Genomic DNA, 14,277 nt, shown 5'->3' on the forward strand with positions numbered 1-14,277 from the left:
TTATTTGGCGTATACATCACGATCTCTATCACAAATCGAATGCCGGACGATTTACTGATATCGCATTTTGTTTACTATAAAAACACATGTTTAGTAATCAAGAGTTGAATTACAGTTTCTACACGGTTTTTGCTGCAAGTGGACTTTTTGCCAACACCAGGGCCAGACAGGAAACGAGGAACAACAAAAATGAAAATATTAACCAGGGCCATCATTACCACCCTATTGGCCGGCAGTACGCTGGCCGTTCAGGCGGCGGATACGCTTAACGTATGGATCCGCGCCAACAACAATGCGCGTGTGATTTATGAGCAGGAAGCGGCGGCGTTTGAAAAGAACACCGGTATTAAAATCAGCTACTTCAGCGCCAGTACCGACTTCGAACAACGTCTGGCGCGGGCGGCGGTGGGCAATACGCTGCCTGACTTAATCATTAACGACGCGGCTTATATGGGGCAGTTGATCCAACTGGGCATCGTGGATGAAATCGACCCCGCATCGCTGGATAACGGTAAGGATTTACAGCCGACGGCGCTGAACAGCCTGAAATATCGCGATGGGAAATACTACGGTATTCCGACCTCGGTGCAGGCTTCCGCACTGTATATCCGCAAAGACTGGCGTGAAAAGCTGGGGCTGCCGCAGCCAAAAACCTGGGAGGATCTGAAAGCGCTGGCCGAAGCCTTTACGCTGAAAGATCCGGACGGCAACCAGAAAAATGACACCTACGGTTTTGGTCTGCCCGGTTCTTCAACCCGGGGCTACACCAGTTGGATTCTGGCCTCCTTTGTCTGGCAGGCGGGCGGGGAGTTTGTTCGCCCGGTCGATGAAGGATTCAAATCCACGGTGAGCGAAAAGGGCGTGGCGGATGCGCTGGACTTTATGCGCGGCCTGGTATGCGCGAAATTCGTCCAACCCGGCGCCATCAACGCGGTGACGTCCGATATTTCCAATGCGTTTCGTTCCGGCCAGGTCGGTATGGTGCTTTCCGGCCCCTACAGCATGCCGGTATTCTCCGATGAACCCGGGCCGGATAAGTTTGAAGTGGTGAAGCCGCCGCGCGGCCCGGTAGGGCAAGACAGCATGGCGGAAGGCGAAGCCATCTATCTGGTGAAAAGCGGTAAGCAGAAAGCGCAGGCCGCGAAGTTCATTGACTTCATGATTTCAGAGCAGGGGCAAAAGATCGGCACCGCCGTCGGTACGCCGAATGAACCGATTGTCCGTTTGCCGGTTAACAAAAAGGTGGATGCCAACGCGGTGTATAACGATGAACGCTGGCAGGTCTTTGCCGAGCAATACGCCAATAACGGACATTATGTTCCCGCCGTTCCCAACTGGACGCCAATTCGTCAGGTGACCGCCGACGGGTTCAATAAAATCCTCTCCGACTGCTCATCCGATATTCCGGCCGAACTGAAAAAGCTCGACGCGAAAGTGAATCTCGAATTGCGTAAACAGAAGGTGTTGGTCAATTAGTTCTTCGGCAAGGCTGAAATGACGGAATAACCGTGGCGGGATGACGGCAAGTTCGGGGAGGCGTTTTCCGTGGGGATACTTCGCCCCGGACCTGCCTGCGGTGGGATTGCCGTCACGGCATATTGCGTTGTGTTAACTCAGGGCGGTTACTATGCGTATTATTAACCCAAGAGCGAAACGATTATTAACGCCTTGGCTATTTCTGGCGCCGGCATTAATTGTTTTCACCTGGTTTAAATTTATTCCCATGATTCAGGGAATGATCATGAGCTTTTATCAGGTTAATTTCGGTCAGCCGAATGACTGGGTAGGGCTGGACAATTTCTCGCGTTTATTTTCCGACGGCGATTTACATCATGCCACGATAAATACCTTGATCAATGTGGTGGTCACATCGCTGGCATCGGCGTTTATCGCGTTTTTTCTGGCTATTGCGCTGGAAGGGCCGGCCAGACATTTGCGTTTCATCCGTACGGCGATCTTTCTGCCGGCCATCACCAGCGCCGCCATTGTGGCGGAAATGTGGAAAATTCTGTTCAATCCCACCGATAACGGGGTGATGAACCATATTCTTTCCTGGTTTGATATTGCGCCGCAGGGCTTTTTGACCGATCCCAATCAGGCGCTGATGACCGTGATGCTGCTGCAAATCTGGAAAGCGGTGCCTTATAACATGGTGATTTTCATCGCCGGTCTGGCAGGGATTAACCGCGAACTGTATGACGCCGCGAACGTGGACGGCGCCAGCCGCTGGCAGCGTTTGCGCTATGTCACGCTGCCCGGCCTGATCCCGGCGATTTCCGTCATCATCATGCTGTCGTTTATCCGCGGCTTCCGCGTCTTCGCCGAGGTCTATGCCTCTACCGGCGGCGGGCCGTCCGACGCGACGGAAATGATCATGACGCAGATATATAAAGCCGGGTTTATTCAGTTCGATTATGGCTATGCCTCCGCGGTGTCGTTCGTTTTATTTATTTTTACCGTCTTGCTCACGCTTATTCATTTCGCCGTGAAGAAACGCTATGTGAAGTATTAAACCGGGCGTCAGAAACCATTAAGCAGGGTAATAAATATGAAAATGAAACTAGGGGATCGTATCGGCAGCGTCATTATTTACGCCGCCGTACTGATTATTTTCGTCGGCCCGTTTCTGGGGATTGTAATGACGGCATTCAGCGGCGAAACGGTTAAACCCGGCGAGCTGTTGCTATGGCCGGCGCATCTGACGCTGGAAAATTTCCGCCAGGCCTGGTTTAGCGTCGGCGTGTGGAAATATCTATTCAACTCGCTGGTGGTGGTGGCGTTCGGGCTGATATTGCAGGTGTCGGTTAGCGCGCTGGCGGCTTATTCGCTGTCGCGCAAGAAATTCCGCGGGGCGGCGATTGTCGGGCTGATCATCCTTTCCACCATGATGCTGCCGGAAGAGGTGATCGCCATTCCGCTGTACGTGATCATCAACTGGAAACTGCCGATTGTCGATGCCTCTATCTCCGATACCTATCTGGGCATGATTTTGCCGATAGTCGGCTGGGCGTTTTCCATTTTCGTGCTGAGCGAGTTTATGTCCGCCATCCCCAAAGATCTGGAAGATGCCGCCAGAATGGATGGCGCATCCGAATGGCAAATCTTTTTCCACGTCATCCTGCCGTTGGTTCGTCCGGCGCTGGGAACGGTGGTGATATTTGGTTTCATTATGATTTGGGACCAGTACCTGCTGCCGCTGATCGTGATTAATCAGGAGGACATGTACACCATTCAGGTCATGCTGCGCGTGCTCAGTTCTGATGAAAACAGTTCGCCGAACGTATTTATCGCCATCACGTTACTGGCCATGCTGCCAAGCGCCATTGTGTACCTTGGCCTGCAAAAATACTTCAATCGCGGAATTATGTCCGGCGCGGTAAAAGGCTGAGACCGGCCAATATCCAGAGCGCCGCCGGGAGAATCGCCGGGGCGCTCAATGGGGTTGTCATCTACCTCGGCAGCGCGCTGGCGCTGCATGAAGGAATAGAATACTGAGGGTTACTATGGGTTCTGTCATGCTGAAAAACGTCAGTAAGTCCTTTGACGACACGAAGATTATCCGGGATGTCTCGCTGGCGATCCCGGAAGGCAAATTTTGTGTGCTGGTCGGGCCGAGCGGCTGTGGGAAATCGACGCTGCTGCGGTTGATTGCCGGTCTGGAAGAGGTGACCAGCGGCGAGGTCTACATCAACGATCAGAACGTGACCGATCAGGAGCCAAAGTTACGCGACATTGCGATGGTGTTTCAAAGCTACGCCCTGTATCCGCAAATGACGGTGAAAGAAAATATGGGCTTTGCGCTGAAGCTGGCGAAAATGCCCAAAAAAGAAATCAACCGGAAAGTGGAGGAAGTCGCGGCGCTGTTGGGGCTGGAGAAACTGCTTGACCGTTTGCCGAAAGAGTTGTCGGGCGGACAGCGTCAGCGGGTGGCGATGGGACGCGCCATTGTGCGCAATCCGCGGGTGTTCCTGTTCGACGAGCCGCTCTCTAACCTTGACGCCAAGCTGCGCACCCAGGTCAGGGCCGAGATCCGCGAGTTGCACCAGCGTCTGCGCACCACGTCGGTTTATGTGACGCACGATCAGATCGAAGCGATGACGATGGGTGAAATGATCGTGGTGTTGCGCGACGGGATCATCGAACAGGCGGGCACGCCGCTGGATCTCTACGATCGTCCGGCGAACCGTTTTGTCGCCGGATTTATCGGATCGCCGGAAATCAACCAGCTCTCTTCGTGGGTGGTGGAGCAGCAAGGGGAACTGGTGGCGCAGCTTGATGAACATACCGTGATGCCATTGCCGGGCGATGTCAGCGTACAAACCGGACAGCAGATTGTTTATGCGGTACGGCCGGAACAGTTTGATATCGTCGACAGTCCGGAACAGGCGATTAAAGTACGCGTGGAGATCATTGAAAATACCGGCAGCGATTTGCATATCTTCTGTCAACTGGGGGGACGCTTACGCATCACCCTCAGCCTGAAAAGCCGTTTGCCGATTAAGGTCGGCGATGAGATCTATCTGCGTCCCAAACCGCTGTCGGTGCATATTTTCGATCAGGCCAGCGGCAAACGCTTGAACCCGTAGGCGGGTGACATCGCAATAAAGGGAGCCGGCCGCTATCCGGCCGGCTCTTTGACGTTATTTATTATCGGCGGCCAGCAAAGACTCGACCTCGGTCATTCCCTTGGCGTACGGCGCGCGCATGCTCAGGTTGAGCTCGCCATTCTGGCTTTGCACCACGACGGCTTTGGCATGGCTGAAACGACGGAACCCGTGGATGCCGTGGTAGGCGCCGATGCCGGAGGGGCCGACGCCGCCGAACGGCAGACTTTCGACGATCGCATGGGTCATGACGTCGTTGACCACCAGCGCTCCGGACGTGGTGTGTTGGCTAAACCACTGCTGGCGCGCCGGATCCTGACCGAAGTAGTAGGCGGCCAGCGGGCGCGGATGGTCATTGATGTAGGCCAGCGCTTCATCGCGGCTGCGATAAGTTTTGATCGGCAGAATCGGCCCGAAGATCTCTTCCTGCATCAGTTTCATGTCATCGGTGACGTCCAGCACCAGCGTCGGCGCCAGCTTGCGGGTGGCCGCATCCGCACGGGGTTCGCCTTCCGGCTGTAGTTCGACCAGCGTGGCGCCTTTGGCTTTGGCGTCGTCCAGCAGCGCCAGCAAGCGTTGGAAATGACGATCGCTGACGATGGCGGTGTAGTCCGGGTTGGTCTGTATGGTAGGGAACGCGCCGGCGATAAACTGGCGCGCCTGCGCCACAAACGCATCGCGGGAAGATTCCTCTATCAGCACATAGTCCGGCGAAATACAGATTTGACCGACGTTGAAGGTTTTCACCGTCAGCACGCGCTCGGCGGCCGTTTTCACATCGGCGTCGCTGTCGATCAGAACCGGGGATTTCCCGCCCAGCTCCAGCGTTACCGGCACCAGATTCTCGGCGGCGGCGCGCATCACGTGGCGGCCTACGCCGGTGCTGCCGGTGAAGACCAGATGGTCGAACGCCTGAGCGCTAAAGGCCGCGCCGACTTCGGCTTCGCCCAGCACCGTATTCAGCTCCAGCGGATCGAAATAGCGTCCGATCAGCTCCGCCAGCAGTTCGGCGGTGCGCGGCGTCAGTTCGGACGGTTTGAGCAGCGCGCGGTTGCCGGCGGCGAGTACGCCGGACAGCGGACTGAATGCCAGATTGAGCGGGAAGTTCCACGGGCTGATAATGCCGACCACGCCGAGCGGTTGATATTCCACCCGCGTCTGCATGCCGGCAACCGGCGCCGGCAGTTCTTCCGGCCGCATCCATTGCGCCAGGTTTTCCTGCGCGTGGCGCAACGCGCCGACGGAAGACAGCACGTCGGCCAGTAGGGTCTGGTAGGCGCTGCGGTGGCCGTAGTCGGCGCTGACCGCGGCGGCCAGCGCCTGATGGTGGCGGGTGAGCAGTTGCGCGGCGCGTTCCAGACGGTCGTGACGCAGCTCAAGGCTGGCCGGCCCCTCTTGTATGTGGGCGCGCTTCATGGCGGCGACGGTCGTCGCCAGCGTTTGTAATGTAACAGGCGTATTCATTATAGGCTCCGAAATAAACTGAGACGGTCTGAGCGGCAACTCAAGCCAGTTGTTTAAGCAAGGCTTCGGCCACGCCTTCGGAACTGGCCGGGTTCTGGCCGGTGACCAGATGTTGGTCGATGACCACATGGGGATGCCAGTCGGCGCCTTTTTCATACCGGCCGCCCTGCCGTTTGAATTCATCCTCGATCAGGAACGGCACCACGTCGCTTAGCTGTACCGCATCTTCTTCGCTGTTGGAAAAGCCGGTGACTTTGCGGCCGTTGACCAGCGGCTGACCGTCGGCGCTTTTGGCGTTACGCAGCGCGCCGGGCGCATGGCAGACCAGCCCCAGCGGTTTGCCTGCGCGATCAAAGGTTTCGATCAGACGAATGGAGTCTGGATTGTTAGCCAGATCCCACAGCGGGCCGTGACCGCCGGCGTAGAATACCGCGTCGAAATCGGCCGGATTGAGCGCCGACAATTTTTCGGTGCGTGCCAGCGCATCCTGTGCTTGCGGATCGTGACGAAACCGTTCGGTGGCGGCGGTCTGGGCGTCGGGCTCGTCGCTTTTCGGGTCGAGCGGCGGTTGACCGCCGGCCGGCGAGGCCAGCGTGATGCGCGCGCCGGCGTCTTTGAAAACGTAGTAAGGCGCGGCGAATTCTTCGAGCCAGAAACCGGTCTTCTTACCGGTGTCGCCAAGGCGATCGTGCGAAGTCAGTACAATCAGGACGTTCATATTGCGGATTCCTTTTTCAGTGTAAATGAAAAATCATGCTTAGCGGATCAGACGTCCGCCTGCGTCCCCAGCGGGGACAGTAAATGTTCGGTCGTCGCCAGCGCCTGATGCAGCGGCGCTTTGTCGCGCGCCAATTTGGACAACAGCGCGGCGCCCAACCACAGTTGATAGAGCGTCTGAGCCAGAGACTGAGCTTGCAGCGCGGCAGGCAATGAACCGTCACGTTGACCGTCCGCCACCGTTTCCGCGATGCGGGACACCAGTTGGACGACGCCCTCGCACAGTATCAGGCGCATGTTCTCGGACAGATCCGCCACTTCCGCGGCCAGTTTGACCACCAGACAGTGTTCGGCCCAGCCGCCCAGCACCGGATCGTCAATCCAGGCTTTCCAGTAACGCATGAGTCGTTCACGTCCACTGCCGTCTTCGGCGCGCAGCAAGGTATCCAGGCGTTGTTGGTAGTCGTCGACGTACTGTTCCAGCAGTACGCAGCCGAAGTTCTCCTTGGATGAAAAATAGTGGTAGAACGAGCCTTTCGGCACGCCGCTGGCATCAAGAATTTCTTTGAGTCCGACACCGACAAAGCCCTTGTGCAGCACAAGGTTGCGGCCGGTGTCCAGAATGTGTCGGCGAGTGAGTTCGCCTTTGTCTGTTGTGTTCATGTCTTGCAGTGTAGATCAGAATAGACCGGTCGTCTAGTTACGAGCTGATAAAATTTATCCGCCTGCGATCGGCGCGTGGCGTTTGTCTGAAAGGCATGGGGAAGGAGCGGGAGCGCGCCGGCCCTTTCACGGGCCGGCGCAGCGGTTTACCGCATACTGGCGGCGAGGGTATCGACATTGTGCTTAAAGGCCGCGGCGTAGGTGGCGGCGGGGCCGGAGGCATCGGTCAACGCTTCCGGGTACAGCTCTCCGCCAGGCTGCGCGCCGCTGGCGTTGGCAATCTGTTTAACCAGGCGCGGATCGGTCTGGTTTTCAATGAAGTACACTTTTATCTTCTCTTTTTTTATCTGCGTGATCAGCGCAGCCACTTTTTTACTGCTGGCTTCAGACTCGGTTGAATAGCCCATCGGCGATAAAAACGTCACGCCGTAAGCCTGACTGAAATAGCCGAAAGCATCGTGGCTGGTCAGCACCTTGCGTTTTTCCGCGGGAATTGCGGCAAAGGTTTTTTTCGCATAGCGATCCAATTCCTGTAACTGCTGAATATAGACCTCGCCCTGTCGGCGAAAATAGTCGGCGTTTTGGGGATCGGCGGCGGCCAATGCTTCCACGATGTTATGCGCATAAATAACCCCGTTGCCCATGCTGTTCCAGGCGTGGGGATCGGTGACGATTTTCCCGTCTTCTTCCATATGCAGCGCCGCGATCCCTTCAGAAGCGACGATCGTTTTTCCCTGATAGCCGGAGGCGGTAATCAAGCGATCCATCCACCCTTCCAGCCCCAGGCCGCTGACGAAAACGACGTCGGCTTTGGCCAGCGTTTTACTGTCTTGCGGCGAAGGCTCGAATTCATGCGGATCGCCGTTCGGCTTAACCAAATCGGTTACCGTGACGCGATCGCCGCCGATGTGGCTCACCATATCGCCCAACACCGAGAAACTGGCGACGACATCAAGATTTCTGGCCATCGCCAGCGGACTTAACAGCAAGCCGGATAAAGCCATTGCGATTATTGAACGTTTCATTTTCCCTCATATTCCCATCATTGTCGGGCATCAAGCCCTGATATAAATATACCCGTCATCTTTCAAGTTGCTGGTGCGTTGGCCGCCTTCCTGCAACTCGAAATCTATTGGGTATAACCGTCAGCGGCGGGCGCGTAACATGCCGCCGTTTTGGCCGAAACAAACCGAGAAACAAAAAAACAGCGTAATGGTCAGAATAATGGCCGGGCCGGCGGGCAGGTCGGCGTAGTATGACCACAGCAGGCCAATCAGGCTGGACAGCAAGCCGAGAACCATCGCCGTCGCCAGCATCACGGGCAGCCGCTGGGTCCAGAAGCGGGCGCAGGCGGCCGGCAGCATCATCATGCCGACGGCCATCAGCGTGCCAAGAAGCTGGAAGCCCGCCACCAGATTCAGCACCACCAGCGACAGAAACAATCCGTGGATCGCCGCGCGCGAGCGGCCGGAGGCGATACGCAAAAAGGTGATATCAAAGGATTCGATCACCAGCGCCCGATAAATGACGGCCAGCGCGACCAGCGAACCGGAGCCGATAAGCGCGATATCGATCAGCGCGGATCGATCGATGGCCAGAATGGAGCCGAACAGCACATGCAGCAAATCGATACTGGAGCCGCGCAGCGAGACCAGCGTGACGCCCAGCGCCAGCGATCCCAGATAGAAACCGGCGAAGCTGGCGTCCTCTTTGAGTTCCGTGCGGCGGCTTACCAGCCCGGACAGCATGGCGACGGCCAGTCCGGCGATAAATCCGCCGATCCCCATCGCCAGCAGCGACATGCCGGAAACCAGATAACCGATCGCCACGCCGGGCAATACCGCATGCGAAAGCGCGTCGCCGATCAAACTCATTCTTCTCAGCAGCAGAAAACAGCCTAACGGCGCCGCGCTTAGCGTCAGTGAAAAACAGCCGATCAACGCCCGGCGCATAAAGCCAAAATCGGCAAAAGGCGTTGCGACGATATCGAAGATCGTCATAAGGCCACGCTCCGCAAGGCCGGGAAGGCGTGGTCTGCCGGCGCGTCAGACAGAATCGACCGGCTCGTACCCCAGCGGTAGCCGCCGTTGGCTAATTGCAAGACCTGCGGGAAATGCGCGGCAACCAGATCCAGATCGTGCAGCACCGCCAGAATGGTGCGGCCTTCGTCATGCAACTGGCGGATAATCTTCAGTAACGCCTGCGTTGTCTGGCTATCGATGCCGGTAAAAGGCTCATCAAGCAAAATGATCGGCGATTGGGTAAGCAACAGGCGGGCGAACAGGATGCGCTGCAACTGTCCGCCGGACAGTTTGCCGATGTGCTGATGGGCGTATTCCGCCATGGAAACCGCGTCAAGCGCCCGCATCGCCTTGTCCTGCCACTCGGCGCCAATGCCGCGCAGTATGCCGCGATGGGGCAGCGTACCCATCAGCACCAGATCGCAGACGCTGACGGGAAATTGTCGGTCAAACTCGGAGAGCTGCGGCAGATAGCCAATCGCGTTTTTGCCCGCGTTATTGATGTTGAAGGCGCCGGCGAGCGGCGGCAACAGGCCGGCCAGCGTTTTCAGCAGCGTCGATTTTCCGCTGCCGTTAGCGCCGATAATCGCCGTCAGCGATCCGGCGTGAAAACATCCATTCAAGGTTGCCAGCGGCGACTGGCGTTGATAGCCAAAAGAAAGTTCCCGCAATGCGATCATGGCAACATCACCGCCCAGCCAACCAGTAGCCACAGCAGCGACAGCAGCGCGAATACCAGCAGTACGCGTTTGGCGGCGGAGAGGGAGTATAGACTGGTCATTATCATCGGCTTATTGATTAAAAATGTTATGATATAACATATCAAGTGAAGGTGAAAAAGAAAGAGGTAAAAAAGTTTTTCAATTGCCGTTGGCGATCGGGATGGCGGATCCGTGATGGGGCGGCCCCCGCAACGGCTATCGTGCAGGGACGCTCAGAGGGGGGAATTACTTGAGATCAACGTGGTTGAAGTGGTGTAAACCCAACGGATCGACGCGATAACCGGCGACGTTATTGCGGGTGACTTCATAAATGATCGAATGGGCGATCGGTAAGAACGGGATCTGTTGGCGCATGGTCGCCTGCGCCTGTTGATACAACTCGCTGCGCGCCGACTGCTCGGAAACCTGTCCGGCTTTGAGGATCAGCCGATCGAAGTCCTCATCACACCAGCGAGCCCGGTTGGTTCCCGATTTCACCGCCGCGCAGCTTGCCAGGGCGGAAAAGGTATTGTCGGGATCGCCCATGATATTGGTGCCGCCGTATAGCATGGCCTGATGTTCCCCCCGGCCGGATCGCGCCAGATATTCCCCCCATTCATAGCTGACTACGGTGGTTTTTACCCCCAGCTTTCCCCAGTCGCTCTGGATCATTTCCGCCATACGGCGAGCGTTCGGGTTATAAGGTCGCTGGATAGGCATCGCCCACAGTTCAACTGTCAGGCCGTCGGCATAGCCCGCTTCGGCCAGTAGGGCTTTCGCCCGCGCAATATCATAAGGCGCGTCCTTTATTTCGGCGTTGTGCGACCATAGGGCCGGCGGGATCAGCGTCGTGGCGTTGACCGCATGGCCTTGATAAATCGCCGCTAAAATATCCGGCTTATTGATCGCCATCGACAGCGCCTGCCTGACTTTCAGGTTATCGAAAGGCGCTTTTTCCACATTGAACGCCAGATAACCCACGTTGAGGCTGGATTTTTCCAGCAATGTCACCTGCGGATTCTTTTTAATATCATCCAGCTCGGCCAGATTGGGGAAGGCCATAACCTGGCACTCGTTTTTTCTTAATTTCGCATAGCGAATCGACGCGTCCGGCGTGATGGAAAATACCAGCCGGTCGATTCCCGGTTTTTCCCGCCAGTAATCGGCAAAGGTTTTATATTGGATCTGGGCGTCTTTGTTATAGTTGACGAACTGGAAGGAACCGGTGCCGACTGGAATAAGGTCGATTTGCTCCGGTTTACCGGCCGCCTGCATTTTTTCCGCATATTCGGCGGAATATATCGACGTCAGCGGTAACGTCAGCAGTGACAGGAACGCGGCGCGCGGGCTGTTCAGCGTAAAGCGCACGGTTAAATCATCTAACCGTTCAATGCGGGCAATCAGGTTTTTCTCACCGGCTTCGAAATAGGTGTGATAAAGCGGGTAGCCTATTTTGGATACGCTATAAAACGGGTGCTGACGATCCTGCTGGCGCATAAATGAAAAGATGACATCGTCCGCATTCAATGCGCGTGAAGGTTGAAACTGTTTATTGCTGTGAAATTTAATATTCGGACGCAGATGAAAGGTGTAGACCTTGCCGTCTTCGCTGATTTCCCAGCTTTGCGCCAGCGCGGGCTGAATTTCCGTGGTGCCGGGTTTAAATTCGGTCAGACGTTCGTAAACGGTGGCGGACGTGGCGTCGAATGTGGTGCTATCCGCGCCCAGCGATGGATTAAAACTGCCGGGCGATCCCTCGGAGCAGAACACCAGCGTTTTAGCCGCAAAGGCGGGGAAAGCCAGCGCCAGCATTATTGCCGCCGGCAGGAGTCTGGTTAAGTTTTTCATATTAAATATCCCGGTTAAATATCAGAAAAAGATATCGTCATGCACGGAAAGGCGAGTCCGCTGCGTATTCACGTAGGCTGTACGTTATTGTTGAATATGCACTATCCCATAGATGATGAAAATGGAATCCTGAGTTAGATCAATAAAATGAGCGTCAAAATAAATAAGTTTATTCGGTGTCGACGCCGGGTGTTTTTAGCATCGTTGTCGATTGTTTGCGCAGTATGAATAACGAGATGGAAATAACCATTAATACGGGGAACGTGGTAATTATTTATATTGATAATGTTATGTCGTTATTTAAATGAAATAATACTTCAGTGTATAACGCCACGGATAACGATGGAATCTTCGTTGCCATATCAATTATTCATATCGTTATTAAAAAAATGGGCTACGCGCGTATCGCGTGCTGACGCAGCCCTCTACCCATCAGGAGATGACGGAAAGTTCTCCCTGCATATTTACGGTAAAACGGGTGGCGGGCCGATCGTTGATGTAGCCGGCGAGAATTTTCATCATTAGCCCGAAACGATATTGCAGGCTGTCCTCGGGTAGCCTGGATGCCGACGTATAAGCGCTGAGCAAGGCGCGATAGCATTGCACTCGTTCGGAGGGAATGTCTTTCCATGCCAGATCGCTGCCGTTGCGCAGGCAGTACCAGTCGGTGACCAGCGTCAGCAGAGGGAGCGCCCGTAACGCGTTGTTTTCAGGCGTGTCGGCCAGCCTGCGATTTGCGGCGTCAGGCAATGTCTGCGCGCTGAGGGGGGCGGTTTGCTGGGCTATCCACATGACATCGGCGCAACTGAGCGAATTGATCAGGTTGGCCAAATCTTCCGGCCAGTCTTTTTTCAGAAAGCGCTGACGCACCAGCAGGGCCAGATGGTGGTAAAGGAAATCGTAATAATCCCGGGTATTGAGAATATCGCCCAGAGGTTCACCGCTGCGTGCCAGTTCTTTACGGTAGAACGGGAACAGACGATCAAAGTTGGGTACGTCGCGCAATACCAGCGTATCGATATCAACCCGATCGGCATGCAACGTCGCCAGTTTCATCGCGGGCGGATAGGCCGCCAGCGATGGCACCGCCACGTTGACCAGTGTTCCCTGCGCCCCTTGATATACGCCGGTGTCGTTGACATGCAGATGCCCGCTGAAGTGTAATCGAATACCCGCATCCAGCGCGTGTTCGGCCACGTCCGGCCGTGGCGTGCGTTTGATAAAACTGTTGGTGCCAAACAGCTGCTTTTCGTTTTCCACCGTGCCGTCAAGGAAATCCACCAGCGGATAATGTGAAAAAATCAGCAGCTGTTTATGCTGCTCTTTTGCCCGCCGCACCACCGATTTCACCCACGGCAGCATAAAGGGTTTTTCCGTCAGCAGGGCATTCCAGCCGGTATCGCTGCTGGTGGAGTACCCGCCGATGCTGTCTCGAGTATCCGGGCCGTTTTTGATCTGATAGACGTTGGCGTCAATGGATAGCAGCCATAAACCCGGCTCCGGCTCCACCAGATAGGATGCATCCACAATGTCCCACTGCTTGGCGCCGTCCGGTGAGTGCGCCGGATACTGGCGCTTTTCCAGTGCGTCGCTGTCGCCAAACGGGGTTTCCCAATGCAGAAAATCTTCACGCTTGAAAAAGCCAAAGCGTTTCATCAGCGGTAAACCGCGGTCATAACCCAGCGCCTGCATGGTCGGCGTGACGATCAGCGATTGGGCGTCGCCCGGTTTGACGTTCGATTTGCTGCTCAGCATGGTGCTGCCGCCGTCGGCGTTAAGCATTCTTTCCGACGAGTCATCCCCCTGAGGGCGGTTAATGTCATGATTTCCGACCGTGGCGAAAAAACGCATACCCTGTTGTTGTTCATACTGGTCGAGGATGGCCGCAATACCTTCAACCGTCGGCTGCTGACCGTCATCCGAATAGTCGCCTGACAGCACGACGTATTTCACCTGCTGTTTTGCCAGCTCATCCAGCGCGGCAAACAGGGCGAAATAAGATTCATTAAAGATACGAGTGGAGTTCACCGAATCTTTCAGCGTGCGGATCGTCAGCTTTTTCCCGGTTTGCGCGTCGGGTAGCCCGTCGAAATCATAGTGGCCGTAGATGTTATGGACGTGGACATCGGAAATGATGGCGATACGTAGCGGCTGTGTCCGCGGTTGCGCCGCGTTGGCGTGAAAAAAGCCGCCGGCCAGCGTGATGGCGCTGCCAGCGCCCAGTTTGACGAACGTTCTGCGGGTGAGGGTTGTCATCGG

12 protein-coding genes are annotated in these 14,277 nt (G+C 55.9%); 4 read left to right on the forward strand and 8 right to left on the reverse strand.

Annotated elements, in window-relative coordinates; genetic code table 11:
* Window positions 1–189 precede the first annotated feature (189 nt).
* The 4 genes from ABRZ28_RS04225 to ABRZ28_RS04240 all read left to right on the forward strand — a co-directional run bounded on the left by ABRZ28_RS04225 (window position 190) and on the right by ABRZ28_RS04240 (window position 4,586).
* Window positions 190–1,476 carry an ABC transporter substrate-binding protein gene (locus tag ABRZ28_RS04225; protein ID WP_319604404.1) on the forward strand — a complete coding sequence of 429 codons (1,287 nt, stop codon included), beginning with the start codon at window positions 190–192 and terminating at the stop codon, window positions 1,474–1,476.
* 151 nt (window positions 1,477–1,627) lie between these two features.
* On the forward strand, window positions 1,628–2,512 hold the full coding sequence (locus ABRZ28_RS04230; RefSeq protein ID WP_319604406.1) for a carbohydrate ABC transporter permease: 885 nt from the start codon (window positions 1,628–1,630) through the stop codon (window positions 2,510–2,512).
* A gap of 36 nt (window positions 2,513–2,548) precedes the next feature.
* Window positions 2,549–3,388, forward strand: coding sequence for a carbohydrate ABC transporter permease (locus tag ABRZ28_RS04235; RefSeq protein ID WP_319604407.1), 840 nt, complete (start codon window positions 2,549–2,551; stop codon window positions 3,386–3,388).
* 115 nt (window positions 3,389–3,503) lie between these two features.
* On the forward strand, window positions 3,504–4,586 hold the full coding sequence (locus tag ABRZ28_RS04240; protein ID WP_319604408.1) for an ABC transporter ATP-binding protein: 1,083 nt from the start codon (window positions 3,504–3,506) through the stop codon (window positions 4,584–4,586).
* A 54-nt stretch (window positions 4,587–4,640) separates the two neighbouring features.
* Here the strand turns inward: ABRZ28_RS04240 and ABRZ28_RS04245 are convergent, their stop codons facing one another.
* From ABRZ28_RS04245 to ABRZ28_RS04280, 8 genes are all read right to left on the reverse strand, one after another.
* Window positions 4,641–6,068 (reverse strand): coniferyl aldehyde dehydrogenase, encoded by a 1,428-nt coding sequence (locus ABRZ28_RS04245; protein WP_319604409.1) that lies wholly within the window; start codon window positions 6,066–6,068, stop codon window positions 4,641–4,643.
* Between the two features lie 40 nt (window positions 6,069–6,108).
* Window positions 6,109–6,786 (reverse strand): type 1 glutamine amidotransferase domain-containing protein, encoded by a 678-nt coding sequence (locus ABRZ28_RS04250; protein ID WP_330519569.1) that lies wholly within the window; start codon window positions 6,784–6,786, stop codon window positions 6,109–6,111.
* 47 nt (window positions 6,787–6,833) lie between these two features.
* Complete coding sequence (locus ABRZ28_RS04255) at window positions 6,834–7,448, reverse strand: TetR/AcrR family transcriptional regulator (protein ID WP_319604411.1); 615 nt, start codon at window positions 7,446–7,448, stop codon at window positions 6,834–6,836.
* Window positions 7,449–7,594: 146 nt separating this feature from the next.
* Window positions 7,595–8,473 (reverse strand): metal ABC transporter substrate-binding protein, encoded by an 879-nt coding sequence (locus ABRZ28_RS04260; protein WP_330519570.1) that lies wholly within the window; start codon window positions 8,471–8,473, stop codon window positions 7,595–7,597.
* Between the two features lie 120 nt (window positions 8,474–8,593).
* Window positions 8,594–9,448, reverse strand: a complete 855-nt coding sequence (locus ABRZ28_RS04265) for a metal ABC transporter permease (RefSeq protein ID WP_319604413.1) — start codon at window positions 9,446–9,448, stop codon at window positions 8,594–8,596.
* Window positions 9,445–10,149 (reverse strand): metal ABC transporter ATP-binding protein, encoded by a 705-nt coding sequence (locus ABRZ28_RS04270; RefSeq protein WP_330519571.1) that lies wholly within the window; start codon window positions 10,147–10,149, stop codon window positions 9,445–9,447. Before ABRZ28_RS04270 ends, ABRZ28_RS04265 begins: the two co-directional genes overlap by 4 nt.
* A 267-nt stretch (window positions 10,150–10,416) precedes the next feature.
* The gene (locus ABRZ28_RS04275) at window positions 10,417–12,018 is read right to left on the reverse strand and encodes an ABC transporter substrate-binding protein (protein WP_330519572.1); all 1,602 of its coding nucleotides are present in this window, start codon (window positions 12,016–12,018) and stop codon (window positions 10,417–10,419) included.
* A gap of 432 nt (window positions 12,019–12,450) precedes the next feature.
* Complete coding sequence (locus tag ABRZ28_RS04280; RefSeq protein ID WP_330519573.1) at window positions 12,451–14,274, reverse strand: metallophosphoesterase family protein; 1,824 nt, start codon at window positions 14,272–14,274, stop codon at window positions 12,451–12,453.
* Window positions 14,275–14,277 lie beyond the last annotated feature (3 nt).

This window comes from Brenneria sp. g21c3, assembly GCF_040240345.1.
GTDB lineage: Bacteria > Pseudomonadota > Gammaproteobacteria > Enterobacterales > Enterobacteriaceae > Brenneria.

What these genes read in the sequence shown, in the direction of transcription:
- ABRZ28_RS04270 (WP_330519571.1), bottom strand. Translation starts at nt 10,149, where the DNA reads ATGATCGCATTGCGGGAACTTTCTTTTGGCTATCAACGCCAGTCGCCG.
- ABRZ28_RS04275 (WP_330519572.1), bottom strand. Translation starts at nt 12,018, where the DNA reads ATGAAAAACTTAACCAGACTCCTGCCGGCGGCAATAATGCTGGCGCTG.
- ABRZ28_RS04250 (WP_330519569.1), bottom strand. Translation starts at nt 6,786, where the DNA reads ATGAACGTCCTGATTGTACTGACTTCGCACGATCGCCTTGGCGACACC.
- ABRZ28_RS04265 (WP_319604413.1), bottom strand. Translation starts at nt 9,448, where the DNA reads ATGACGATCTTCGATATCGTCGCAACGCCTTTTGCCGATTTTGGCTTT.
- ABRZ28_RS04280 (WP_330519573.1), bottom strand. Translation starts at nt 14,274, where the DNA reads ATGACAACCCTCACCCGCAGAACGTTCGTCAAACTGGGCGCTGGCAGC.
- ABRZ28_RS04255 (WP_319604411.1), bottom strand. Translation starts at nt 7,448, where the DNA reads ATGAACACAACAGACAAAGGCGAACTCACTCGCCGACACATTCTGGAC.
- ABRZ28_RS04230 (WP_319604406.1), top strand. Translation starts at nt 1,628, where the DNA reads ATGCGTATTATTAACCCAAGAGCGAAACGATTATTAACGCCTTGGCTA.
- ABRZ28_RS04240 (WP_319604408.1), top strand. Translation starts at nt 3,504, where the DNA reads ATGGGTTCTGTCATGCTGAAAAACGTCAGTAAGTCCTTTGACGACACG.
- ABRZ28_RS04225 (WP_319604404.1), top strand. Translation starts at nt 190, where the DNA reads ATGAAAATATTAACCAGGGCCATCATTACCACCCTATTGGCCGGCAGT.
- ABRZ28_RS04235 (WP_319604407.1), top strand. Translation starts at nt 2,549, where the DNA reads ATGAAAATGAAACTAGGGGATCGTATCGGCAGCGTCATTATTTACGCC.
- ABRZ28_RS04260 (WP_330519570.1), bottom strand. Translation starts at nt 8,473, where the DNA reads ATGAAACGTTCAATAATCGCAATGGCTTTATCCGGCTTGCTGTTAAGT.
- ABRZ28_RS04245 (WP_319604409.1), bottom strand. Translation starts at nt 6,068, where the DNA reads ATGAATACGCCTGTTACATTACAAACGCTGGCGACGACCGTCGCCGCC.